This is a genomic window from Streptomyces sulfonofaciens (genome assembly GCF_014656295.1).
GTDB classification, from domain to species: Bacteria; Actinomycetota; Actinomycetes; order Streptomycetales; family Streptomycetaceae; genus Streptomyces; species Streptomyces sulfonofaciens.
Window position 1 is genome coordinate 395,093 of record NZ_BNCD01000002.1, and the last position, 23,387, is coordinate 418,479.

The following is a 23,387-nucleotide window of genomic DNA, read 5'->3' on the forward strand; positions in this document are numbered from 1 at the left end:
TCGGAAAGGGGAGAAGGCGCCTCGGTGCCTGTCCGTTCCGGGCTCTTTGCGCCTGCCCGGATCCCGGCCGGGCGCGCCCCGGGCGTCGGGATCCGGGCGGCCTCGGCGCTGCCGTCAGGCCGGGTTCCAGATCTGCACGCTGTCGGTCTTCGCGGGGTCGAGTTCGATCCCGAAGCCGGGGCCGGTGGGCAGCGGGAAGCATCCGTCGACGGGCGTGGGCGGGTTCGCCTCGAAGTGGTGGCGGGCGGGTATGTGCCGGACCAGGTACTCGACCATGGGGCAGGTCGCCGGGGGCTGGCTCGCCACCACGTGCAGCGCGGCGTGCAACCCGTGGCCGTGCGGGATCACGGGCACGCCGTAGGGCTCGGCCACCGCGCAGATCCGCACCAGTTCGGTGACCCCGCCGCACCACTCCGGATCGGTCTGGAGCACCGACAGCACTCCGTCGCGCAGGTACGGCAGCACGTCGGCGCGGTCGTAGAGGTGCTCGCCAGCGGCCAACGGCACGCGCGTGGCGCGGTGCAGTTCGGTGAACGCGCCGTACTGGGTGGGCGAGAACGGTTCCTCCAGCCACCGCGGCCGCAGCCGTTCCACCTCGCGCGCCCAGGTCGTCGCGTGGTGCAGGTCCCAGCCCATGAACGCGTCGAACATCACCTCGGCGCCGGGCCCGAGCGCGTCCCGCACGGTCTCGGCGAGTTCGACGTCGGCGCGCAGGCCCGCCCAGCCCTCTTGCGGACTGCGGGCGAGGAACCACTTCTGCGCCGCGAACCCCTCCTCCGCCAGCCGCGCGGCCACCCCCCGTACCGTGTCCGGCTCCAGCGTGGTGCCCAGCGTGCTGGCGTACGCGGGCACGCGGGTGCGCGAGGAGCCGCCGAGCAGCCGCCACACCGGCACGTCGTACGCCCTGCCGCGCAGGTCCCACAGGGCGTTGTCGACGGCGCTGAGCGCGATCTTCAGGTGGCCGTGCCGGGAGTGCCGGTCGAGGCGGTACAGCTTGTCCCAGACGATCGTCCCGGCCAGCGGGTCCTGCCCGATCAGGAAGTCGGCGTACAACTCGACGATCGGCCAGGCGGCCTCGCGGTCGATCGGCCCGTAGAAGCCGAACGGGCCGGCGTCGGTGCCGATCCTCAGGTACAGCGACTCGGTCCAGGCGGGCTGCCCGGGCGGCGCGGAGCGGGGCGCGCCGGTGACGGGCCGGTGCTCGGGGTAGATGTGCAGGGGCTTGACCTGGCTCTGGCCCGGTCCCGGGGGCGGTGCGGGGCGCGGCCCGCGCACGGCCTGCACCTCGACGGAGGAGATCGTCATATCGGGCTTGTCAGGCATGGGTGTGTGCCTTTCGGAGGAGTTCCGTGTGCGCCTTGCGGCGCGCTACGCGCGGGAACGCGAGGATGCCGAAACCGCCGACGGCCATGACCGCGCCCATCACGTAGCACGCCGTGGAGAAGGTCCCCGTGGTGTCCTTGAGCCAGCCGGTCGCGTACGGCGACACGAAGCCGCCGAGGTTGCCCACCGCGTTGATCAGGGCCAGCCCGCCGGCCGCGGCCATCCCCGTCAGGAACTGGCCCGGGATCTGGAAGAACGCCTGGCTCATCGTGCCGATGCCCATGCTGGCCACACAGAGCGCCACCATGATCGCGACCGGCCGGTCGAACGCGGCGGCGGCGCAGAGCCCGGCCGTGGAGGCGAACAGCGGCAGGGCGCTGTGCCAGATCCGCTCGCCCGTCCGGTCCGAGTGCATCGCCCATGGGACGGCCACGAGCACGGCGGCGAGCGCGGGGACGGAGGTCAGCAGGCTGACCGTGGTCGCCGAGTAGGTGTGGTGCGCCTCGGCCTCGAACAGCACGATCATCTGGGGCATGAAGAAGGTCAGCCCGTACTGCCCGACGGCCTTGCAGAAGTAGACGAAGGACAGCATCGCCACCCGGATGTCCGTGATCATCCGGAAGCTGCCCGCGTGCGCGTTGCGGCCGTGCACGAGCGACTGCTCCGCGTCCAGCTCGCCGGTGAGCCAGGTACGTTCGCGCTCCGTGAGCCACTTCGCGTCCACGGGGCGGTCACGCAGCACTAGGAGCGCCACCACCCCGACAGCGATCGCGGGCAACCCCTCCAGGACGAACATCATCCGCCAGCCGGACAGGCCGAGGAGGCCGTCGGTGTGATCGAGGATCAGTCCCGTCAGCGGATTCCCGAACACCCCCGAGAGGGAGCCGCCGAGCACGAAGAAGGCCAGCATGCGGCCCCGGTAGCGGGTCGGGAACCAGAACATGAGGTAGAGCAGCACACCGGGGTAGAACCCCGCCTCGGCCACACCGAGCAGCACCCGCACCGCGTACAGGCTGCCGCTGCCGTGCACGAGGGCGGTGGCCGCGGACACGACCCCCCAGCTCACCATGATGCGGGTGATCCACCGGCGGGGTCCGACCTTGTAGAGGATGACGTTGCTCGGTACCTCGAAGACGAAGTAGCCGAGGAAGAAGAGCCCGGACGCCAGCCCGAACGCGGCCTCGGTCAGGCCGAGATCCCTGTTCATGGTGAGCGAGGCGAGGCTGATGTTGGTCTTGTCGATGGAGTTGACGAAATAGGCGAACGCGAGGACCGGCATCAGCCGCCAGCCGACCTTGCGTATCGTCCTTCTCTTCTCCTGCTCCGTCAGTCGGCCGTCGCCGGAGTTCTCCGGCGGTGCGGAGGCCGGGTGTTCCTCGGGCAGTGCCATGGTGCTCCCTTGCCCTCACATGGTCAGGTCTGCTCGGCCGCACGGACGCGGGGTCGTGGTGCGGCTCACGGCGGTCGGGCGCGAAGGTGCGGACCGCGCTCGAAACCGGTGTCGGTGGGCGCGCCCGGGGCGCCCGGCGTGCACCGAAGCGCACGGCGTGCGCGGTGCGGGGGCCGGCGGCGCGCGGGGATCGGGGGACTGGGCGCCGGAGTACGGGGTGTCGGGAGGCGGGACGGGGCCTCGTGCCCGTCTCCCGCGTCCGAGGGCCGTGTGCACGGCCGCTGTGGTGGGGGTGGAACCGGTGGCAGCGGCGTCAGCCGGACCGTGCTCGTGCTGCAGCCGTCATCCGCCCGACCCCGGCTTTCCTTGATGTAAAACGTTATCGACGGTATGCATCACGGTAGACCCGCGCCCTGCGCCGCACAAGGTCGGCAACCGATCGCGGTGCGCGAGGCTCCGGACGGAGGAAGGCGGCCCTCGGGCCCGGCCGGTGGCCGGTCGATGGCCGGTAGGTGGTGGGCGGTGGTGGGCGGCGGGTGGCCGCGCGGGCGGTCAGACGGCCGGGAGGAGGTGGCGCAGGGCCCGGGCGCTGGGGCTGCCGGAATCCGCCGTGATGAAGACGACCTCCTGGTCGTCGTCGGGGACGGTGAGCAGATCGCAGTTCAGGTGCAGTCGGCCGGCCTCCGGGTGGGTGATGGTCTTGGTGCGGTGGCCGGGTGCGTGCACAGGAGCGGTGTCCCAGATCTGGACGAACTCCTCGCTGTGGGCACGCAGTTCCGCGAGCAGCCGGGCAAGTGCCGCGTCGTGGGGGTAGCGGTCGGCGGCGCGGCGCAGGCGCGCGACCGCGATGCGGCCGAACTCCTCGGCGCTCGAACCCTCGTGGGGACGGCCCAGGAACCGCCTCCGCGCCAGGTTCGGACGGGTGCCCTGGCCGTCTTGGAGCAGGGCCTGCGCGAGTGGATTCCAGGCGATGACGTCATAGGTGGCGTCGGTGACGATGACCGCCGTCTCCGGGATGCGCCGCAACAGGGCGTTCACATGCGGGCGGGCCCGGCGCACCGGGGACGCGAGCGGTGTGGGAGGCGTGCCGGCCAGCCGGAAGAGATGGCTGCGCTCGGCCGGGGTGAGCCGGAACACGCCGGTCAGGGCGTCCAGGACGCGCGGCGACGGGCGCGGGCCGCGCGCCTGCTCCAGGCGCGTGTAGTAGTCGACGGACATATGGGCCAGCTCGGCGACCTCTTCGCGGCGCAGGCCCAGGGTCCGGCGGCGGGGGCCGGCAGGCAGGCCGACGTCGGCGGGCCGCAGGCCCTCCCGCCGGTGGCGCAGAAAACGGGCCAGGTCCTGCTTCGCCATGCTGCCTCCCCCGGCTGCCAGGGATCCGTTGTCCCTGGCTCGGTCGCCGTCGCCGCGCGATCGTCGTTGCCATGAACGATTCCACAGCACTGGTCACCGGTGCCAACAAGGGCATCGGCAGGGAGATCGCACGGCAGCTTGCCGCGGCCGGCTCGACCGTCTACGTCGGTTCGCGCGACGCGGGCCGGGGGGAGCGGGCGGTCGAGGAGATCGGCGGCGACGCCCGGCTGCTGGTCCTCGACGTCACCGACGGCGGGAGCATCGCCGCGGCCGCACGGCAGATCCCCACGCTGGACATCCTGGTGAACAACGCGGGCATCATGGTCGACGGCGGGTCGGCGCCCGAGGCCGACCCGGACGGCTTCCGCCGTACCTACGAGACCAATCTCTTCGGGGTCCTCGCGGTCACCAACGCCTTCCTTCCCGCGCTGCGCCGCTCCGCCGGACCGCGCATCGTGAACGTGTCCAGCGGAACCGGATCGCTGACCTGGAGCGCGGATCCGGACCACCCGTTCGCCGTCTCGGCCGGCAGCGCCGCCGCCTACCGTTCGTCCAAGGCGGCCCTGAACGCGCTGACGCTCTTCTACGCCCAGGCCCTCGCGGCCGAGGGGTTCAAGGTGAACGCGCTGGCACCCGGCCTGCGGGCGACCGGTCTGACCGCCCGTGCCGCCATGAGCGACGGGGACCCCGCCGAGGGCGCGGCGGGCGCGGTGGCCCTGGCGCTGCTGCCCGACGACGGTCCCACTGGCGGGTTCTTCTCCTGGGACGGGACGCCCGTGCCGTGGTGAGGTCCGTCCCGCCGTACGGCCGGCGGCCCGCTCCTCGCCGGCGGTGCCCATCGCTGGTCGGCGGCGCTCGCCACGGCGAATCCGGCGAGCGCCACGTCGCGAGGGCGCCCCGCGCCGGGTGGGACGCGGCGGGCCGGCGGGTGCAGCCGGCGGAGGAGCGCCGGGTCGCTCCCGTCCGCCGGCTCGTGCCCGCGCGGAGGTGCCCGAGCGGGTGCTGAGGCCGCCGGAGCCAGGCGCACGCGGAGGATCCGCGCGCCCCCAGCGGCCGGGCGCCTACCGTCACGCCACCCCCGCGGGGCGGACGAGGAAGATCGGGGTTGTTCTCTGTGGTGGAAGCGGGCTGCTGAACAATGCGGCAGCCGCTGAACTGGGTCCCGGCGGCCGCTGACGAAGCACCAGCGGCCAGGGCCCGGCGCGCGCTCCACGGGGGTGAACGCCCGCCGGGCTCCCCGCCCCGGGGCCGGCAGCGGTCGCGCACCGACCGCGGGACCGGCGCAGGCGAAGGCCGGCCGGGGCCCCGGATCCACACCCAGACACAGCTTCGCGAAGGGATGAGCATGAGAGTTCCACTGCGCCTCAGACTGCTGGCGCTGACCGCCGCGGGGGTGACACTCGCAGGCGGGCTCGCCGCCGCCGGCGACCCGGCCTACGCCGCGCCGGCCGAGGCGGCGAACACCTGTGCGCAGGACACGGGGCAATGGGGGATGCTGAAGGGCTCTCAACCGGTCCGGACCGCGGACACCTACCAGCAGCCGAACAACCGCGTCACCGACCCGAGCTTCTACCTCCCGCAGCAGGTCGTCTCCAGCGGCCAGCAGTGGCGGTTCCAGTACGACACCACGGTGCAGGGCGGGTCCGGCACGACCGCGCGGGCGCGCGTCGACGTGGACTGGTACGCCACGCCGTCCGGCGACAACTCCGGCTACCTCGGGCACCAGGACGGCTCGTGGACGGCCCTGCCGGTGAACAGCACCTCGTGGACCACCCTCGCCTCCACCTTCACGGCCCCGCGGGGCGCCGTGCGGGCCAACGTCCTCACCGAGCTGAGCGCGAGCTCCGTGGGCACCACGTGGACCGGCCGCAACTGCGACTACCGGCTCGCCGACGGCACGGGGGAGCCGCCGACCGACCCGCCGCCCACCGGCGGCGGTGACACCGCCGCCGAACGCTACGGCTGGGGCGCACCGCTGTCGCAGTGGTCGGACGAGTTCGACTACGGCTCCTCGTCCTCGCCCGCCGTGCCCGACCAGGCCAAGTGGGACCTGGCGGGCGGCGGCGTGAACCAGTGCTGGCCGGGCCACGACGACAACGGCAGGCGGTGCGACGCCAACAGCCGGGTGGTGGGCGGCGTGCTGCGCCAGACCGGGGACAGCGACGGGGACTCGGGCTGGCTCGCGTCGAAGTTCGGCCAGCGGTACGGACGCTGGGAGGCCCGCGTCCGTTCGCAGGCCACCAGCTCGGACAACGGGCGGCAGTACCATCCGCTGCTGATCCTGTGGCCGGACTCCGACCGGTGGCCCGAGGACGGCGAGTACGACTACCTGGAGAACAGCGCTCCCGGTGAGGACTGCGCCGAGGGCTTCATCCACTACCCGCACGACGCCGACGCCCCGGTCCAGCAGGAGTTCGCCCAGAAGTGCGGCGTCGACCTGACGCAGTGGCACAACATCGCCGTCGAGTGGAACTCCTCCCACGTACGGGGCTACGTCGACGGCGTGCAGTGGTTCGACTTCTCGGGCGGCGCCAACTCCCAGCGCGAGTGCATCCAGTGCGCCTCGTCGATGCACCAGACCATCCAGCTCGACAACTTCTACGGCACCGGCATGCAGAGCGCCGTCTACGAGGTCGACTGGGCGAGGGTCTACCCGGCGACGGCGACGGCAGCGGCATCCGCCCCGTCGTCGAACAGCCTGTAGCGGCAGCCGCCGCAGCGCCGGGACCAGCCCCGGCAGGGACCCGGCGGACTCCACCGGCCCCGGGCCCGCGGTGAACGGCCGCGGGCCCGGGGCCTCTCACGCGCACGGGGACCGGTACGGCAGTTGCGGCACGTACCGCTCCCACTGCCGGGGCACGAGGGCGCCCCCGGTGCCGTCGCAGACCTGCCGGATCACCCGGTCCATGTCCAGGGGCCACAGCCGGACCGTGACGTCGTAGCTGCCGCTGGCAAGGGTGCGCCCGTCCGCGCTGAACGCGACCGAGGTGACGGTGTCGACGTGGCCGGTCAGCGGCTGCCCCCACGCGGCCGCCCGCGCCGGATCGCGTACGTCCCACAGCCGCACCGTCTGGTCGCTGCCGCCGCTGGCCAGGGTGTGCCCGTCCGGGCTGAACGCGACGGAGGTGACGGCGTCGGTGTGGCCGGTGAGCGTGCGCCGGAGGGCCGGGCGGGCCGGGTCGCGCACGTCCCACAGCCGCACGGTGCGGTCGGCGCTGCCCGCCGCGAGGGTGGCTCCGTCGGGGCTGAACGCCACCGACATCACCCTGTCGATCGCGCCGTCCAGCGGCGCACCGAGCGGTGCGGCACGCCGCGGCTGCGCGACGTTCCACAGCCGTGCCGTGTTGTCCTCCGAGGCGGTGGCCAAGGTGTGCCCGTCCGGGCTGAACGCGACGGAGGTGACGGCGTCCCCGTGGCCCCTGAGCACGCCCGCGGGGGCCGGGCGGGCCGGGTCGCGTACGTCCCACAGCCGTGCGGTGTTGTCCTCCGACGCACTGGCCAGGGTGCGTCCGTCGGGACTGAACGCGACCGCGTCGACCGCGTCGCCGTGCCCGGTCAGCGGTGCGCCGAGCCGCCGGGGCCGGGCCGGGTCGCGGACATCCCACAGCAGGACGGTGCGGTCGGCGCTGCCCGCGGCGAGGGTGTGCCCGTCCGGGCTGAACGCCACCGACGTCACGGCACCGGTGGGCCCGGTCAGCCGGGCGGCGAGGACCGGGCGGCCCGGCCCCGCCACGTCCCACAGCCGCACCAGGTGGTCGTCGCTGCTCGCGGTCGCCAGGACGCGGCCGTGCGGGGCGAACGCCACCGCGTTGACCGGGTTGGTGTAGCCGGTCAGCAGGGTGTCGGGCAGATGCCACACCCGTACCGTCCGGTCGTAGCCGGCGCTGGCCAGGGTGCGGCCGTCCCGGTTGAACGCCACCGACCACACCCCGTTGGTGTGGTCGGTCAGCGGGCCGCCCAGGGGCAGTGGATAGGCCGGGTTCTCGACGTTCCACAGCCGCACCGTGTCGTCGGCGCCACCGCTGGCCAGGGTGTGCCCGTCAGGGCTGAACACCACCGACCAGACCGGGGCCGTGTGGCTGGTCAGCGGCTCGCCGAGCTGCCGGGGCCGGGCCGGGTCGTGCACGTCCCACAGCCGCACCGCCTCGTCGAAACCGCCGGTGGCCATGGTGCGCCCGTCCGTGCTGAACGCCACCGACCACACGGCCGCCGTGTGCCCGGTGAGCGGAGTGCCCAGCCGGCGGGCGTGCGCCGGGCTGCTGACGTCCCACAGCCGCACCGTGTGGTCGTCGGCGCTGCTGGCGAGGGTGCGCCCGTCGGGGCTGAACGCCACCGTGGTGACGAAGTCGGTGTGCCCCCTCAGCGGGTTCCCGAGCCGCCGGGGCCTGCCGGGATCCGTGACGTCCCACAGCCGTACCGTCCGGTCGCCGCCCGCGCTGGCCAGGGTGCGGCCGTCCGGGCTGAACGCCACCGTCTCGACGTAGTCCGTGTGCCCGGTCAGCGGTGCGCCGAGGTGCCGGGGGCGGGCCGGGTCGCGCACGTCCCACAGCCGTACCGTGTGGTCCTCCCCGGCGGTGGCGAGGACGCGGCCGTCCGGGCTGAACGCGACCGCGTCCACGAAGTCCGTGTGCCCGGTGGGCAGTTCCCGCAGCAGCCGGGGCCGGCCGGGCCGTGCGACGTTCCACAGCCGCAGCCGCCGGTCGTAGCCCGTGGCGGCGAGGGTGCGGCCGTCCGGGCTGAAGGCCACCGAGGTGACGATGTCCTTCGGCCCCGCAAGGGCCGTGGACAGTACGGCCCCCGCGTCCGTGGTCAGCCGGGTCTTCAGCTTGGCGGTGGCCCGCATGCGGTAGGCGGCGAGATCCAGGCGCGCGGCCAGCGAGGACTGGCTGCCGCGCAACTGGTCGGCCTCGGTGGCGACCTGGTTGAAGACGGCCGTGTTGCGTTCGGCCCGGGCGGTGGCCCGCTGCTGGAGGGCGACGACGGCCGTTCCGGACGCGATCAGCGCGAGCGCCGCCACCAGCGCCGTCACCGAGCGGCGCAGCAGCACGCCCCTGCGGCGCTGCTGTGCGGACGCGGACAGGAACGCACGCTCGGGCCCGGTGAGGTCGCGGTCCCGTCCGGACGCGGGGAAGGCGTCCTCGGCCGCGGTGAGCCTGCTGCCGCGGTACAGCACCCCGGGGTCGCGGTCCAGTTGCAGCCAACTGCGGGTGGCCTCGCTGAGCTGCCGGTGCACGCGAAGCCGGTCGCGCTCGGCATCGATCCACCCGCGCAGCCGCGGCCAGGCGGTGATGAGCGCTTCGTGGGCCAGGTCGACGGTGTCCTCGTCGGTGACGAGCAGCCGCGCCGCGACCAGGGCCTCCAGGACCGCGGCACCGCCGCCGGCCTCGGTGAGCCCGAGTTCGCCGCGGTCGGCGGGACGGCGGGTGTCGGGAGTGCCGTCGCCGGGCGTGACCAGCCGGAGCAGAACACGGCGCGCGACGTCGGCCTGGGCGGGGCTGAACCGGCCGTAGACGCCCTCGGCCGTCCGTGCGATCGCACCGTGCAGACCACCCGCGGCCTCGTAGGCGGCCTCGGTCAGCGCCCGGCCCCTGCGGCGGCGCCAGGTCTCCAGCAGTGCGTGCGACATCAGCGGCAGCGCCCCCGGCTCGCCCTCCACCTCCGCGACGATCCGGGCGGTCAGCGAGCGCTCCACGATCAGGCCCGCGGCCGCCGCGGGCCTGACCACCGCCTCGCGCAGCTCGTCGCCGCTCATCTGACCCGTCAGCACGGTGGCGTCCTGGAGCACGGCGGTCAGGCCCGCGTGCTCGGTGCAGTGCCCGAGGAAGTCCGCGCGCACCGCGACGACCACGCGCAGCCGGCTGCCGGGCTCGACCGCCGCGAGGAGCCGGTCGACGAAGGCGACCCGCTCGCCCGGGTCCCGGCACAGCGTGTACAGCTCCTCGAACTGGTCGACCACGAGCCAGGTGTCGCCCTCCCCGCCGGGCCTGGCGGACAGCCGTTCGCCGTGCGTGCGCATCGGACGGTCGCCGGGGGTGAGGACGCGCACGGCGGCCGGCCGCAGGGCCGGGTCGTCGGTGCCGCGCAGCCGGGGGATGAGACCGGCGCGCAGCAGCGAGGACTTGCCGCTGCCCGAGGGCCCGAAGACCGCCGCGAACCGCCGGCGGCGGGCGAGGCCGGCCACCTGGTCGACGAGCCGGTCCCGGCCGAAGAACAGGGCGGCGTCGTCCACCTCGAAGCGTGCGAGCCCCCGGTACGGCGACCCGGCCGCGTCGGCGTCCCGCGGTCGGGCGGCCACCTCCTCGGCGGCCTCGCGCCAGCGCGGCTCCCACTCGGACTCCAGCCCGCCGCAGGCCCGTACGTAGGCCAGCGCCACGGCGAGGGAGGGGAGCTGGGAGCCGGCGGCGGCCTGCGAGAGCGCGCTGACCGAGTAGCCGGCCCGCTCGGACATCTGCCGGTAGGTGGGTCCGCCCGCCCGCTGCCGCAGCGCCCGCAGCTCACCGGCGAACCGCGCCACCGGCCCGGCGTTCGGATCCAGCGGTAACTCCCGACGCCCCATGCTCCGCCCCCGTTCCCAGCCGCCCGTTGCGCCCGTGCGGCGCACACAGTAGGCAGAGGGCCACCGCTGGGCAAGCGGACGGGTGGGGGCCGCCCCCGCGCGACCCGGTCACGGCCGCCGTCAGTCGCGCGCGGTGGGCCAGGCGTCCAGGGGCAGCGGGCCGCGGTCCACGACGGTGCGGATGGATATGGTGCCGCGGGCATCGCGGACCGGGCCGATGCCCAGGACGTCGCCGAGCACCCGCTCGTAGGTGGCCAGGTCGGGCACGGCGAGCTCCAGGAGGAAGTCCGCGTCGCCGGAGACCAGGTGGCAGGCGACCACGTGCGGCATGTCCGCCAGGGCAGCCTCGACCACGTGTGAGGTCGTGGTGGAGTGGTCGACCTTGAGGGAGAGGAAGACCGTCAGTTGGAGGCCGAGCCGCGCACGGTCCAGCGCGGCGCGGTAGCCCGCGATGACGCCGTCCGCCTCCAGGGCCTTGGTCCGCCGCAGGCAGGACGACGGCGACAGCCGCACGGCCTCGGCGAGGTCCACGTTGGGTGTGCGCCCGTGGTGCTGGAGGTGGTCAAGGATGGCCCGGTCGATGCGATCGTACAGAGGACGCGGCATAGAATGCAGCGTAATGGCCCTGTCGCCGCACGATCCTCCGCAATGAGGCGCGGGGGGCGCTGATTGCGCCATCGCGTGCCGCGCCCGAGGGTGCAGGCTGGTCACCGTCTTCCGGCCGGCGGGACGCAGTGCCCGCCCCGCCCCCACCCCACCTCCCCTTGGACGAACCATGCCCTTTCACCCCCTGGAACCGGACCGTGCGGCGATGGCCGAGCTGGGCGGTCTCGTCCTGGACCGGCTCATCGACCGCATCGAGCGGCTGCCCTCCCGCCCGGCGAGCGATCCGGGCGGCCCGGCGGCCGCAGCGGACCTGGTGTCCGCCTTCCTGGCCCCGCCGCCCGCGCGGTCCGGCGATCCGAAGGCCCTGCTCGCCCGCCTCGACGCGGCCGCCGACTGCGCCGTGGAGACGGCGGGCCCCGGGCACATGGCCCACGTTCCCGGGGGCGGCCTGTTCACCGCCGCGCTCGCGGAGTTCTACACCCTGGCCGTGAACCGGTTCGGCGGCCTCGCGTCCGTGGCACCGGCGCTCGCCGCGCTGGAGGAGAGCGTGCTGCGCTGGATCGCGGGCGAGGTGTGCGGGCTGCCACCGGGCAGCGGGGGCCTGTTGACCAGCGGCGGTTCGCTGGCCACCTTCTCCGCGGTCGTCGCCGCCCGGCACGACCGGCTCGGCGAGGACATCGCCGCGGGCACCGTCTACACCACCGCCTTCGCCCACCACTCCGTCGCCAAGGCGGCCCGGCTCGCCGGCATCCGGCAGGACCACGTACGCACCGTGCCGCACACCGCCGACCTGCGGATGGACCCCGACGCGGCCGCGGCGATGATCGGCGAGGACCGGCGGGCGGGACTGCGTCCCTTCCTGCTCGTGGCCACCGCGGGCACCACCGACACCGGCACAGTCGACCCCCTGCCGCCGCTGGCCGACCTGGCCCGGCGCGAGGACCTCTGGTTCCACGTCGACGCCGCCTATGGCGGGTTCTTCCGCCTCACGGCACGCGGCAGGGCGCGCCTGGCGGGCACCGAGCACGCCGACTCGATCACCGTGGACCCCCACAAGACCCTCTTCATGCCCTTCGGCACCGGTGCCCTCGTCGTCCGCGACCCGGCCACCCTCTACGCCGCGCACGACGGCACCGGCCACTACCTCCAGGACACGGGCCGGACCGGCGGCGTCCCCGACTCCGCCGGCCTGGGCCCCGAACTCACCCACGAGATCCGCGGCCTGCGGGTCTGGTTCCCGCTGCACCTGCACGGTGTGGACGCCTTCCGCGACGCCCTGGACGAGAAGCTCGACCTGGCCGAACACGTCCACGCCACACTGTCCGCGCTCCCGCAACTCGACGTCCCCCACCGCCCGGACCTCAGCACCGTGGTCTTCCGCGTCCGTCCCGAGGGCACCGGCCCTGCGGCCGTCGAACGGGCCGAACGGGCCTCCCGCCGACTGCTGGAGCGCGTCAACTCCCACCGCCGCACCGTGCTCTCCAGCACCGTCGTCGGCGGCCGGTACACGCTGCGGGTCTGCGTCGTCTCGCACCGCACCCACCGGGACCGGGTCGAGGAGGCGCTGCGGACCATCGCCGGCGAGACGGCCCTGGCCACCGCCGAGGCGGCACGCGGGTAGAGGGCCCGCCGGCGGGCGGCCGGGCGGGGGAGGGGGCCGGTGCCGGCGCGCCCGCCCCGGCCTGCCGCCCGGCGGCCCCTGCGCGGACGCTCGCGCACGCACCTCGCGCACGCACCTCGCGCACGCACCTCGCGCACGCACCTCGTGCCGGGCCCGCAGGCCCGGTGTGCTGCCGGGCCTTGCGCCGCGCCCTGGACGGCGCACCGACGGGAACCGCCCCGGGTGACGCGGGGAGCCGCCCTTCCGCACCCGGAGGGACCACCGCGACCGCACTGCCCAGGCTCGGCGAGACCGTCGGCCCGCGGACTCCCTGGCCTCGGCGCCGTACCCCTGGGGCGAGGCCCCGCGGCTTCCCCCACCCAGGGGACCCGGACATCCCAGAGGGCGACACGTCCGACGCCTGTCGGGACGACGAGGGGGCGTCCGCGAAGATGGTCCTCGTGACGAAGCCGGACGGAGGGCGCCCTGAGCACCGGGACCCGCTGGACCCCGGGGAGATGTGCCGCACCTCCCGCGGCGCGACCCCACCCCCTCGGGGTGGTGGGCAAGTGGCCCGGCGGCACCGGATCCTGCGTGCCGTCAGGCGAGGCCACCGCGCGGAACCGCCGGAGGACACCGGGTCCGTCAGCCCCGTGAACGCCGAGCGGCCCCCTGATCCGTGTACCGGGCCCGCATCAGCTCGCCGGCCGCCGGCCCCGCGGTGAAGGGGAAGGCGGTGCTGTCGTCCAGGCGGCGGCCGGTCCTGGCGTCCACCACCACGGGCTCCACCTCCTCGCCGGTGGCGGAGTCGACCAGGATCATGCTGCGCTGCTCCGGGGCGAGGCGGGCGTTGCCCCAGGCGGCGAGGGTGACGATGACCGGCCGCAGCGAGCGGCCCAGGTCGGTCAGGACGTACTCGTGGCGTATCGGATTGCTCTGGTACGGCCTGCGCTCCAGCAGGCCGTCCGCCACCAGGGTCCTCAGCCGGCTGGTGAGCATGCTGGAGGAGATGCCCAGGTTCCGCTGGAACTCGTCGAAGCGCGTGTAGCCGTCGAAGGCGTCGTGCAGGAGCAGCAGGGTCCACCACTCGCCGACGTGCTCGATCGTGGTGGACAGCGGGCATTCGCGGTCCTCCTGCCGGGTGCGGCCTGCCACGGTTGCCTCCTCGTGAGTGACTGCTATGGTCGAAGTCAGTTACTGCTATTTTAGCAGTTACCGTTGGCCTGAAGGACACATCATGCCCCGCACCCAGATGATCGCCCTGAGCTCGCTTCCCGAGACCGTCACCCGCTACCTGGCGGCGCACAGCGTCCACGACACCGCGGCCCAACTCGTGCTGTTCGCCGCCGACGCGACCGTCGTCGACGACGGCAGCACCTGCGAGGGCATCGAGGCCATCGCCGACTGGATGGGCCGCTCGGCCGCCGAGTACCGCTACGCCGTCCGTCCGATCGCCGCCGAGCGCGCCGACGACCGGCACTACACCGTCGTCCAGCACCTGGAGGGCGACTTCCCCGGCGGTGCGGTGGATCTGAACTTCCGTTTCGCGCTGCGCGGCGGGCTCATCGAGAGCCTGGTCATCGAGCCGTGAGCAGCCGTCCACCGCGCCGGACCGCACCGGCCGCCCCCCCGCCGCGCCCCTGCACGAGGACACGCATGAGGAACTGGTTCATCACCGGTGGGACCCCCGGTGGATTCGGCATGGCCTACGCCGAGGCGGCCCTTGAGGAGGGTGACCGGGTGGTGCTCACCGCCCGCAGTCCACAGCGGCTCGCGGACTGGGCCCGGGCCCGGGGCGAGCGGGCACTCGTCCTGCCGCTCGACGTCACGGAGTCGCAGCAGATCGAGCGGGCGGTGTCACGGGCGGAAGCCCGCTTCGGCGGCATCGACGTCCTCGTCAACAACGCGGGCCGCGGTTGGTATGGCTCGGTGGAGGGCATGGACGAGGCCGCGGTGCGCAGGCTGTTCGAGCTGGACTTCTTCGCGGTGCTCGCGGTCACCCGGGCGGTACTGCCCGGTATGCGAGCCCGGCGCAGCGGATGGGTGGTCAACATGTCCTCGGTCGCCGGCCTCAGGGGTGTCCCGGGCTTCGGTTTCTACACCGCGGCCAAGCACGCCGTCGAGGGTATGACGGACGTACTGCGCCAGGAGGTGGCGCCGCTGGGCATCAGGGTGCTGGCCGTGGAACCCGGCGCCTTCCGCACGCGGGCCTACGCCGGCTTCGCCGACGAGCCGGTGGAAGAGGCCGTCGAGGACTACCGGGAGATGCTGGAGGGCGTCCGTGCCGCCATGGTGGAGCAGGACGGCCGTCAGCCGGGCGACCCGCGGCGCGGGGTGCAGGCCGTGCTCGCGGCCATGAAGCGCCCCGATCCGCCGCGGCGGCTGGTGCTCGGCGGCGTTGGGTACGACGCGGTCGCCGAGGAGTTCGAAACGGCGCTCGCCTCACTCCGGGCCGACGAGTCGCTGTCCCGCGGCGCCGACTTCCCGCCCGGGGACTGAGGCCGCCCCTGCCCGCGGGGCCGCCGCCTGCGCCCCGAGGGCCGCCGCTCCTGCCGCGGGGGCCGCGGTGCTCGACGGCGGCGGCCTACGCGGGGCCGCCGATGGTGCGGCCGTTGCCCAGCGGCCAGCGGGTGGAGAAGGACGCGATGTCCTCCTCGGCGACCCCCGCCGCCCACAGCACCGACTGCCGCAGCAACTGGCGGAACCAAGGGTTGCCCCAGGCCCGGGCGTCATGGCCGAGGGCCGTGTAGCAGACCCGGCCGGCGCCGTGCGCGCGGGCGTAGGCGACGGGCTGCGGACCGTCCGGCGTGTCGCGTTCGGCGAGGACGTCGAGGCCGGGCCCGCAGTCGATGAGGTAGTACTCGTCGTCGATGGCGAAGTCGTCCAGGTGCCGGGTCGCCGGGTGGCCGGGGTGCACCCGCACCTCGAAGCGGCCCTCGGAGCCCGCGTCGCCGTGCGAGAGGTAGCGGGAGCCCACCAGGTCGACGGCTGCCCGGTCCGCTTCGACGCCGCCGGGGCCGAGGCCGAAGAGATTGCTCGCGTGCACCGCGACCACCCCCTTGCCCCCCGCCACCAGGGCCGACAGTGCACGCTGCTCCGCCTCGGCGAACCGGGGCCCCGACAGGTAGAGCACGTAGACGTCGGCCTCCGCGGTGGCCGGCATCGGGTCGGCGAACCGGTTGATCCCCCCGCCTCGCGCCGCGGGAACGCCCGCCTCGACGACGATCTCCTGGAGCGCCAGGGCGGCGCCGATCAGGTCGTGGTGCAGGTCCGTGCCGTCCACCAGGACCAGCGCGGACGGCACTGCTCGCAGCTTCAACGTCTACCTCCGGTACTTCCGGCGCCTGATGCCCAGGACGATATCAGGCAGAGGTAATACCAGGTGATACCAGTAAAGACCTCTTGCGATACCACTTGTACCAGCAAGAGACACCGAGTAGCGTCCGAAGGCATCCGCGCTACCTCGGGAGAACGCCGTGCCGACCGTCCTGACCAGCCATCTCGGATACAACACCGACGCGTCGAAGAAGGCGGTGGTGCTGTGCAGCGAGCCCACCGACGTCCTGTCCGCCGCTCTCGTGGAGACGGCCACGGGCGCCGCGACCGCCCTGGCGGCGGGCCCCGAGCAGACCGTGGACAGGTGGTCGCTCGGCACCTTCCGGCGCATCGACTTCAGCGGCGTCGACACCCCCGGCCGCTACCGCGTCGAGGTGCGCACCGCCGACGGCACCCACTCCTCCGAGCCCTTCGAGATCGGCGCCGGCCGCCTGCAGGCCGCGACCCTGTCCGACATCGTCAACTACTTCAAGGCGGTGCGCTCCAGCGGCGAGATCGACCGAAAGGACCGCGCGGCCCGCTTCTACGACGACGACTCGGGCCGTACCGTGGACGCCAGCGGCGGCTGGCTCGACGCCTCGGGCGACTTCAGCAAGTTCCTGAGCCACCTCAACTACACCCGCATGATGAGCCCGCAGCAGACTCCGCTGTGCGCCTGGGCGTTCTTCGCCGCCCGCGACGAGCTGCGCACCGCCCACCCCGAGCAGGCGAGCGCCCTCGGCGCCCGGCTGCGCGACGAGGGACTGCACGGCGCCGACTTCCTGGTGCGCTTCCAGTCCCCGGAGGGCTACTTCTACACGGCGATCTTCGATGCGCTCACCAAGGACCTCGACGAGCGCGTGATCAACGCCCCGCTCCAGGACAGCGTGCGTACGAAGCGCTGGCAGGCCGCCTACCGGATGGGCGGGGGCCTCGCGATCGCCGCGCTCGCCCGCGCCGCCACCGCCGAGGACCACGGCGACTTCACCTCCGAGGAGTACCTGGCCGCCGCCCGGCGAGGCTTCGCGCACCTGGAGGAGCACAACACGGAGTACCTCTACGACGGCACCGAGACCGTCCTCGACGACTACTGCGCGCTGCTCGCGGCGACGGAGCTGGCGGCCGCCACCGGGCAGGGCGACCGTGCGCCGTACCTCGCCGCCGCCGAGCGCCGTGCCGCCTCGCTCGCCGAGCGGTACACCGACTCGGGGCGCGGCTTCGGCTATCTGCGCGGCGACGCCGAGGGCCGCCCGTTCTTCCACGCGGCCGAGCCCGGCCTGCCGGCCGTGGCCCTGCTGCGCTTCGCCGAGGCGTGCCCGCACTCGCCGCTCGCGGCCCGGGCCAGGGCCACGGCGATCACCCTGGCCAGGGACGCGGTGTTCCTGGCCGACGAGGTCGCCAACCCCTTCGGCTGCGCCCGCCAGTTCGTCCAGCCGCTCGGCGGCGAGCCGCGCACAAGCTTCTTCTTCCCGCACGAGAACGAGACCGGCTACTGGTGGCAGGGTGAGAACGCCGGTATCTGCTCCACCGCCTACGCGGCCCTGCGCGTGGCGGCCCTGCCCGAGTGCGGCGAGGAGCTGCGGGCACGCCTGCGGGTGCTGGCCGAGGACCAGTTGCAGTGGGTGGTCGGCCTCAATCCCTACGACAGCTCGATGATGCAGGGCCGCGGCCGCAACCAGGCGGTGTACTCGGCCGTGTACCAGAACGTTCCCGGCGGCATCCTCAACGGCATCACCGGCGGTGTCGAGGACGAGCACGACATCGCCTTCATGCCGGCCGACGAGGTCGCCAAGGGTGTCACCTGGCGGTGGGCCGAGCAGTGGATCCCGCACTCGGCGTGGTTCCTGCTCGCGGCCTCCGCGGCACGCTAGCGGTACGGCAGGGGCGAGGGGCGAGGGGCGAGGGGCGAGGGGCGAGGGGCGAGAGGCGAGAAGTGGGCAGGAACGCCGCGGCCGGCGCCGTGGCGCCCCCGGCGAGGTCCTCGTCGTCCCTGCCGTGGTCCCCGCCCCGTCCTCGGTGGCGGTGGCGGTGGTGGCGGTGGCAAGCCGGGAGCGGCCGCGGGGGAGCGGCGGCTGCCCAACGGCCGAATCCGCTGACCGCTGCCGCAACCGGGCACCGCGGACCCCGCCGCGTACCGGCACGAGGAGGGAGCGCCGGCCCGGAGCGCCGGCCGCATCGCCCTCGGGGCACCGCAACGGCCCGCCGTCCGCCGTCCGCCGTGCGCTGGCCGCCGCGGACCGGTTCCCGGAAGGCTCAGGCGCCGGCCAGCCTGCGGCGTGCGAGGGCGACGCCGCCGATGACGGGAGGCACATCCAGCAGGCGGAGCGTCAGCCCGGGGTGCGAGAGGGCGAGCAGGGCCCCGAGCCGTCGTGCGAGCCGCGGCTGACGCACCAGCACACTGCCCGCGGCCACGACCGCCCCGCCAACCGCGCCGCGCCCGGTCAGCCGGGCCACCAGCGTCCGCAGGTGCTCCGCCGCCTCGTCCACCACCTGAGCGGCGAGCGCGGAGCCGGCGTCCGCCGCACGGAAGACGGCAGGGGCCCCGGGACCCCACAGGCCGGGGTCGGGGCGGTCGTTGACGAGCCGGGCCAGCGCGGGCGGATCGGCGGCGCCGAAGTGCCCGAGCAGCGCGGCAAGCAGCCCGTCGTCGGCCAGCCCCGTGTCGTGCGCGGCCAGCGCCGCCCGGGTCGCGTCCCTGACGATCGCGGGAGCGCTGCCCTCGTCGCCGAGCACCCAGCCCCAGCCGCCCGCGAACAGCACGTTCCCGGCGGCGTCCGTCCCGACGCCGATGGAGCCGGTGCCCGCGATCAGGCCGATGCCGTGGTCGAGCCCGGCCGCGGGGACCAGCAGGGCGGCGTCGTTGACGACCGCCGCGGGCACCGCGCCGACCGCCTCGACGGCCTCGGCGAGGTGCGCGCAGTGCTCCTGGGTGTCGCAGCCCTGCGCGCCGATCCCGACCGCGGCGATCTCGTCGCCGGCGGGCACCGCGGCCCTCAGGTCCCCCACCAGCCGGCGTGCCGCGGCCTCGACGGGGACGGCCTCCCAGTCTCCGGCGGGACGTCGGACCATCGCGCGTACGGTGCCGTCCAGCGCCTCCACTCGGATGTCGATCTTGGTGCCGCCCACGTCCGCGCCCACCACCACCCTCATGGCCGCGGCCCCTCGGACGCCACCTTGATGTCGGTGTTGTGGAACACGAACTCCTCGACGTCGACACCGCGGAGCTCGGCGACGGCCTCCACCAGGATCTGGGTGACGAGGATCTCGGTCACGGCACGCTGGGCGGCCGGCAGGGCGGGCACCGGCACCCGGTGGACCAGGGGTGCCCCGTCCCCCGGCTCGCTGGTGACGAGGACGGCCGGGTGCCCCGAACGGGCCAGGGTCTCGGCGATCGCCGCCTCCCGCGCCCCGCCGAAGAGGACGTGGACACCGCCCCCCGCCGACTCCATGGAACCGTGCAGGTATTGACGGGTGCTCATGCCCGTCGACGGGATCCGCGCGACCTCCCTGAAGAGCAGTGCGCTCTCCTCGGCCGAACCGACCGCGGGCCCGGTGCCCACGAAGTCGGCGGAGGCGGCGGCGGTGAACAGCGGGGCGAGCGCCCGCACCCGGTCGGTCAGGTCCCGCTCGGTGGAAGCGAACACCTCCCCGAGGTCCGCCCAGCCCGGGTGCACCGCGCCGCCCTCCCAGGCGTCGGCGAGCATCCCGGCCGCGGCGACCGTGGCGGTGTAGCCGATGGTCGAGGCGTAGCTGTCGGGTATTCCGCCGAGGCCGAGGACGACCGTGGCGGTGTCGGCGATGGGCGAGGGGGCGGCATTGACGACGGCGTACCGCTGCGGGGCGTCGACCGACTTCAGAACGGCCAGTGTCTCCGCGCTGCGCCCGCTCTGCGAGACGCCGAACACGGGGTGGCTGCTCCGCGGGAAGGGCAGCGGATGGTCACCGGCGCCGAGCCGCCAGGAGTGCACGCCCCGGCTGCGCAGCTCCCACACCGGCGCGCAGACCGCGGCCAGGCTGGCACCGATGCCGACGAACACCGGCCCCGGCCCGGCCAGCCGGCCCTCGTCGGCGAGGCGGGTCACCTCTCCGGTCAGCCGGGTGATCGCCGCGGCGAGGGCCGTCGCCTGCGTCGCACGGGCCGAGGAGTAGGTGATGTAGCCGTCGGTCATTTCTGCTCCGTTCCTTCGGGCGCCCGGGTGGGCCTGGTGGACGCCGCGCGGCGCGGACACCCCGTCCGTCGTCATGCCCCGTCCCCTTCGCGGCCGGTGCCCGGGGCGGGGTGGCAGTGGTGGCCCGCGGGGGCGGGCAGGTCCAGTGCGGGGTTGCGGTCGAAGAACCCGTACGGCTTCAGCACGAACCCGGTCGTGTCCACCGGCATCACGGGCCAGTCCTCCGGGCGTGGGAAGTGGGTCAGGCCGAAGGTGTGCCAGAGCACTATGTCGGTGTCGTCGACGCTGCGGTCGGCGGCGGTCCACGCGGGCAGGCCCGCGCCGCCGGGATGCATGTTGACCAGGTCGCCGGCCGGGTACTTCTCGTCGACGGCGTAGGGCGTCACCCACAGGTGCCGGGTGGCGAAGGCGGCCCGCCGGCTGATGTCGGCGTCCTCGTCGGCCAGCAGCACCGGCCCGCCCTCGGGGTGCAGCATGTAGCCGACCGGGTTGCCGAGGCGGTTGGCCACCGACGGGTTGGTGATCAACCAGGAGCGGTTGCGGGTGTTGTCCGCGAGCCGCGCCGCCTCGGACTCGGTGCGCAACCGGGTCAGTGTCCGGGTGAACCCGCTGCCGGTCGGGTTCCGCGGGCCCCGGGGCACCAGCGCGGCCTCCACCTCGGCCACCGAGTTGGCGGTGCCGTCCACCATGGTGTCCAGGCGGGCGCTGAACAGGTGCTGGTGGTAGGGCGCGCCGAGCCCCGGGGCGAGTTCGGAGGCGTACGGGTGCTCAGGGCCCGGGTAGGCCGAGGTGAAGACGACGCCGGTCGCCTTGACCTCCAGCTCGATCGCGCCGTCCAGGGAGAAGTACCAGTAGAAGCCGTAGTCGTAGTTGCCGACGGTCGCGAAGAACGAGACGACCAGCCGCCGGTTCCTGCGGGAGTCGGTCGAGCCGTTCCAGATGTCGGAGTGCTTCCAGAGGATCCCGGCGTCCTCCTCGTGGATGCAGATCGCCTGCGCGACGGTGTGCACGTCCCCCGCGGCGTCCGCGAGCACGGCGTCCAGGTAGGTGATCTCGCCCACGCAGTCGCAGCCCAGTTCCAGGGAGTTGGCGTAGCCCCCGAGGAGGTACTCGCCGCAGTCGAAGAAGTTCTGGAACCAGCGCTGCCGGCTGGGATCGCCGTACGGCACCACCATCTCGGCGAGCGAGGCCCGGTACAGCACCGGGCGCCGGCGGTCCGCGTCGTCGATGGTGATGTTGCGCAGCACCAGGCCCTCGCGCTGGTCGAAGCAGACCTGGAGGGTCCAGCCGAGCCAGCGCAGTACGCCGTCCTCGTCGACGGTGAAGCTCGGCCCCTGCGGCTGGCTGACCTCGATGGGCCTGAGACCGGTGCGCGGCGGCCTGCCCAGCCACGCGGGGTCGTGGAAGTTGCCGTCCTCGGCGGGCACCGGGAGGTCCACGTGGTCGACCACGTCAAGGACCTCACGGGCCACCACGTCGACGACGACCGTCACGCCGTCCACCGGGTGGGCCCAGCCGAGGTCGTCCGGGCTCTTCTGGACGAAGGTGAAGCACCGCTGGATGCGGCGGCCCTCCTCGCCCGGGGCGGGGGCGCCGGCCGAGAGCGGGTTGACGCGCAGTTGCGTGAGGTCGGTCAGACCGCGCCTGCGCATCGCGGCGAGCCACCGCTCGTCCTGGTGGACGACCTCCTCGACGAGTGCGAACTCGGCGGCCACGATCGGGACGTGCCCCTCGTCCGCGGTGTCGATCAGGTGCTCGGAGACGACCCGGTCCTCACCGGGGCAGATCACCACGTCCCGGGAGAGCCCCGACTCCATGTCGAGGAGCAGTGCGCGGAAGCGGCGCGGCGCGATGCCGCCCGCGAGCAGTTCGCGCTTGTCCTGTTCCGCAAGGCCGAGGTAGGAGACGTGGACGCCGGGGCCGAGCAGCCCCTCCCGCTTGAGGACGGCACTGGTCGCGGTGATCTCGTCAGGGCGCGGCGAGGCGAGCGCGCCGGCCAGGGTGGGGCCGGCGTGTGCGGGTGTGGTCACTGGGGCTCCGCATCTGGTTCGGGGTGGGGGCGCCGCACGGCGGGGTGGGCGGGCACCGGGGGTCAGGGGCGGGTACCGCGCGGACGGGCACCGGGGCGGCTGTCATGCGCCGGTGCCCCGGGCGAAGGAGGTGCGCAGCCGGTAGCGGTCTCCCGCGTAGCGGATGGTGGAGGACAGCAGCGGGCGCTGCGCCGGGTCGCGGACGATCTGGCGCATCTCCAGGACCGGTGTGCCCGAGGCGATGTCGAGGTGCCCGGCGAGCCCGGCGTCGGCGGGGCGGGCCTCGATCGTGGTGTCCGCCTGGGCGAGCCGGTGGCCGAGCCCGGTGAGGATGTCGTACAGCGAACCCGTGGTGAAGTCGGCGTCGTCGAATCCCTCGGCGACGCCGGCGGGCAGCAGGGACTCGTCCACGGCGATGGGGACGTCGTCCAGCATGCGGACCCGGTCGAGACGGTAGACGGGGGTGCCGGGGGCGATCTGGAACGCCTCGGCCTCGTCGAGGGTGGAGGGGCCCAGCTCGCTGCGGAGCACGCGCGAGGTGGCCGCCAGGCCCATCCGCCGCGCCGTCTCGGAGAACGACTCCAGGGTGTTGGGCCAGTCACCGCGCTCGGGCGTGGTCACGTACCAGCCGCGGCCGTGCGCCGGACGCAGCGCGCCCTCCTCCACCAGTGCCGTCAGCGCCTTGCGCAGCGTCACCCGGGAGATGGCCAGCATCCGGCACAGCTCGCGCTCGGGCGGCAGCCGTGAGCCGGGCTTCACCTCGCCGCTCTCGATACGGGTCCGCAGGGCCGCCCTGGCCTGCGCCCACAGTGGCTCCGGGTACTCCGCGGGCAGGGCCCGGGGAGTGCTCGCTCCGGTGGTCATCCGCCCACCCGGGGGGCACGCGCGCGGGAGCCGCCGAGGAACCCGGAACCGATGGGACCGACGCCGATCACGTTCTCTTCTTTCCTCTCGTGCCGCCGTCGGCCGCCGCTGCGGGCCCGATCGGCTTTCATGATAGCAAGTGGTTTTGCTTTGGTCTTATAAAGGTACACATGGCGTCACC

General features: G+C 74.1%; 17 protein-coding genes. 6 read left to right on the forward strand and 11 right to left on the reverse strand.

Features of this window, described 5'->3' with window-relative positions:
* Positions 1–114: 114 nt before the first annotated feature.
* The 3 genes from IE313_RS04690 to IE313_RS04700 form a co-directional block, all read right to left on the reverse strand.
* Positions 115–1,323: an enolase C-terminal domain-like protein gene (locus IE313_RS04690; RefSeq protein ID WP_189929602.1), complete on the reverse strand. Its 1,209-nt coding sequence runs from the start codon at positions 1,321–1,323 to the stop codon at positions 115–117.
* On the reverse strand, positions 1,316–2,713 hold the full coding sequence (locus IE313_RS04695; RefSeq protein WP_189929603.1) for an MFS transporter: 1,398 nt from the start codon (positions 2,711–2,713) through the stop codon (positions 1,316–1,318). The genes IE313_RS04690 and IE313_RS04695 overlap by 8 nt, the downstream gene beginning before the upstream one ends.
* Before the next feature lie 552 nt (positions 2,714–3,265).
* Entirely contained in the window at positions 3,266–4,066 is an 801-nt protein-coding gene (locus IE313_RS04700; RefSeq protein ID WP_189929604.1) for a helix-turn-helix transcriptional regulator, read from the reverse strand.
* A gap of 71 nt (positions 4,067–4,137) precedes the next feature.
* Between IE313_RS04700 and IE313_RS04705 the strand changes: the two genes are divergently transcribed.
* Positions 4,138–4,854 carry an SDR family NAD(P)-dependent oxidoreductase gene (locus IE313_RS04705; protein WP_189929605.1) on the forward strand — a complete coding sequence of 239 codons (717 nt, stop codon included), beginning with the start codon at positions 4,138–4,140 and terminating at the stop codon, positions 4,852–4,854.
* A 557-nt stretch (positions 4,855–5,411) separates the two neighbouring features.
* Entirely contained in the window at positions 5,412–6,770 is a 1,359-nt protein-coding gene (locus IE313_RS04710) for a glycoside hydrolase family 16 protein (RefSeq protein WP_189929606.1), read from the forward strand.
* Positions 6,771–6,866: 96 nt separating this feature from the next.
* On the opposite strand, the gene IE313_RS04715 is transcribed toward IE313_RS04710, so the two are convergent.
* Complete coding sequence (locus IE313_RS04715; protein WP_189929607.1) at positions 6,867–10,622, reverse strand: nSTAND1 domain-containing NTPase; 3,756 nt, start codon at positions 10,620–10,622, stop codon at positions 6,867–6,869.
* Positions 10,623–10,742: 120 nt separating this feature from the next.
* Positions 10,743–11,228 (reverse strand): Lrp/AsnC family transcriptional regulator, encoded by a 486-nt coding sequence (locus IE313_RS04720; protein ID WP_189929608.1) that lies wholly within the window; start codon positions 11,226–11,228, stop codon positions 10,743–10,745.
* 169 nt (positions 11,229–11,397) lie between these two features.
* Here IE313_RS04720 and IE313_RS04725 point away from each other — a divergent pair, with 169 nt between their 5' ends.
* Positions 11,398–12,849: a pyridoxal phosphate-dependent decarboxylase family protein gene (locus tag IE313_RS04725; RefSeq protein ID WP_189929609.1), complete on the forward strand. Its 1,452-nt coding sequence runs from the start codon at positions 11,398–11,400 to the stop codon at positions 12,847–12,849.
* Positions 12,850–13,473: 624 nt separating this feature from the next.
* Here the strand turns inward: IE313_RS04725 and IE313_RS04730 are convergent.
* Positions 13,474–13,983, reverse strand: a complete 510-nt coding sequence (locus IE313_RS04730) for a winged helix-turn-helix transcriptional regulator (RefSeq protein WP_189929610.1) — start codon at positions 13,981–13,983, stop codon at positions 13,474–13,476.
* A gap of 82 nt (positions 13,984–14,065) precedes the next feature.
* Here IE313_RS04730 and IE313_RS04735 point away from each other — a divergent pair, with 82 nt between their 5' ends.
* Positions 14,066–14,419 carry a nuclear transport factor 2 family protein gene (locus IE313_RS04735; RefSeq protein WP_189929611.1) on the forward strand — a complete coding sequence of 118 codons (354 nt, stop codon included), beginning with the start codon at positions 14,066–14,068 and terminating at the stop codon, positions 14,417–14,419.
* 65 nt (positions 14,420–14,484) lie between these two features.
* Positions 14,485–15,327, forward strand: coding sequence for an SDR family NAD(P)-dependent oxidoreductase (locus IE313_RS04740; RefSeq protein WP_189929612.1), 843 nt, complete (start codon positions 14,485–14,487; stop codon positions 15,325–15,327).
* An 85-nt stretch (positions 15,328–15,412) separates the two neighbouring features.
* On the opposite strand, the gene IE313_RS04745 is transcribed toward IE313_RS04740, so the two are convergent.
* Positions 15,413–16,147, reverse strand: a complete 735-nt coding sequence (locus IE313_RS04745; protein ID WP_189929613.1) for a ThuA domain-containing protein — start codon at positions 16,145–16,147, stop codon at positions 15,413–15,415.
* Between the two features lie 157 nt (positions 16,148–16,304).
* Between IE313_RS04745 and IE313_RS04750 the strand changes: the two genes are divergently transcribed.
* Complete coding sequence (locus IE313_RS04750; protein ID WP_189929614.1) at positions 16,305–18,014, forward strand: glycoside hydrolase family 9 protein; 1,710 nt, start codon at positions 16,305–16,307, stop codon at positions 18,012–18,014.
* 382 nt (positions 18,015–18,396) lie between these two features.
* Here IE313_RS04750 and IE313_RS04755 read toward each other — a convergent pair whose 3' ends face one another.
* The 4 genes from IE313_RS04755 to IE313_RS04770 all read right to left on the reverse strand — a co-directional run bounded on the left by IE313_RS04755 (position 18,397) and on the right by IE313_RS04770 (position 23,206).
* Complete coding sequence (locus IE313_RS04755; RefSeq protein WP_189929615.1) at positions 18,397–19,293, reverse strand: N-acetylglucosamine kinase; 897 nt, start codon at positions 19,291–19,293, stop codon at positions 18,397–18,399.
* The gene (locus tag IE313_RS04760) at positions 19,290–20,312 is read right to left on the reverse strand and encodes an SIS domain-containing protein (protein ID WP_189929616.1); all 1,023 of its coding nucleotides are present in this window, start codon (positions 20,310–20,312) and stop codon (positions 19,290–19,292) included. Before IE313_RS04760 ends, IE313_RS04755 begins: the two co-directional genes overlap by 4 nt.
* A 71-nt stretch (positions 20,313–20,383) precedes the next feature.
* Complete coding sequence (locus IE313_RS04765) at positions 20,384–22,342, reverse strand: primary-amine oxidase (protein WP_229924376.1); 1,959 nt, start codon at positions 22,340–22,342, stop codon at positions 20,384–20,386.
* A gap of 102 nt (positions 22,343–22,444) precedes the next feature.
* A complete protein-coding gene (locus tag IE313_RS04770; RefSeq protein WP_189929617.1) occupies positions 22,445–23,206 on the reverse strand; it encodes a GntR family transcriptional regulator in 762 nt (253 codons plus the stop codon).
* Positions 23,207–23,387: the final 181 nt, after the last annotated feature.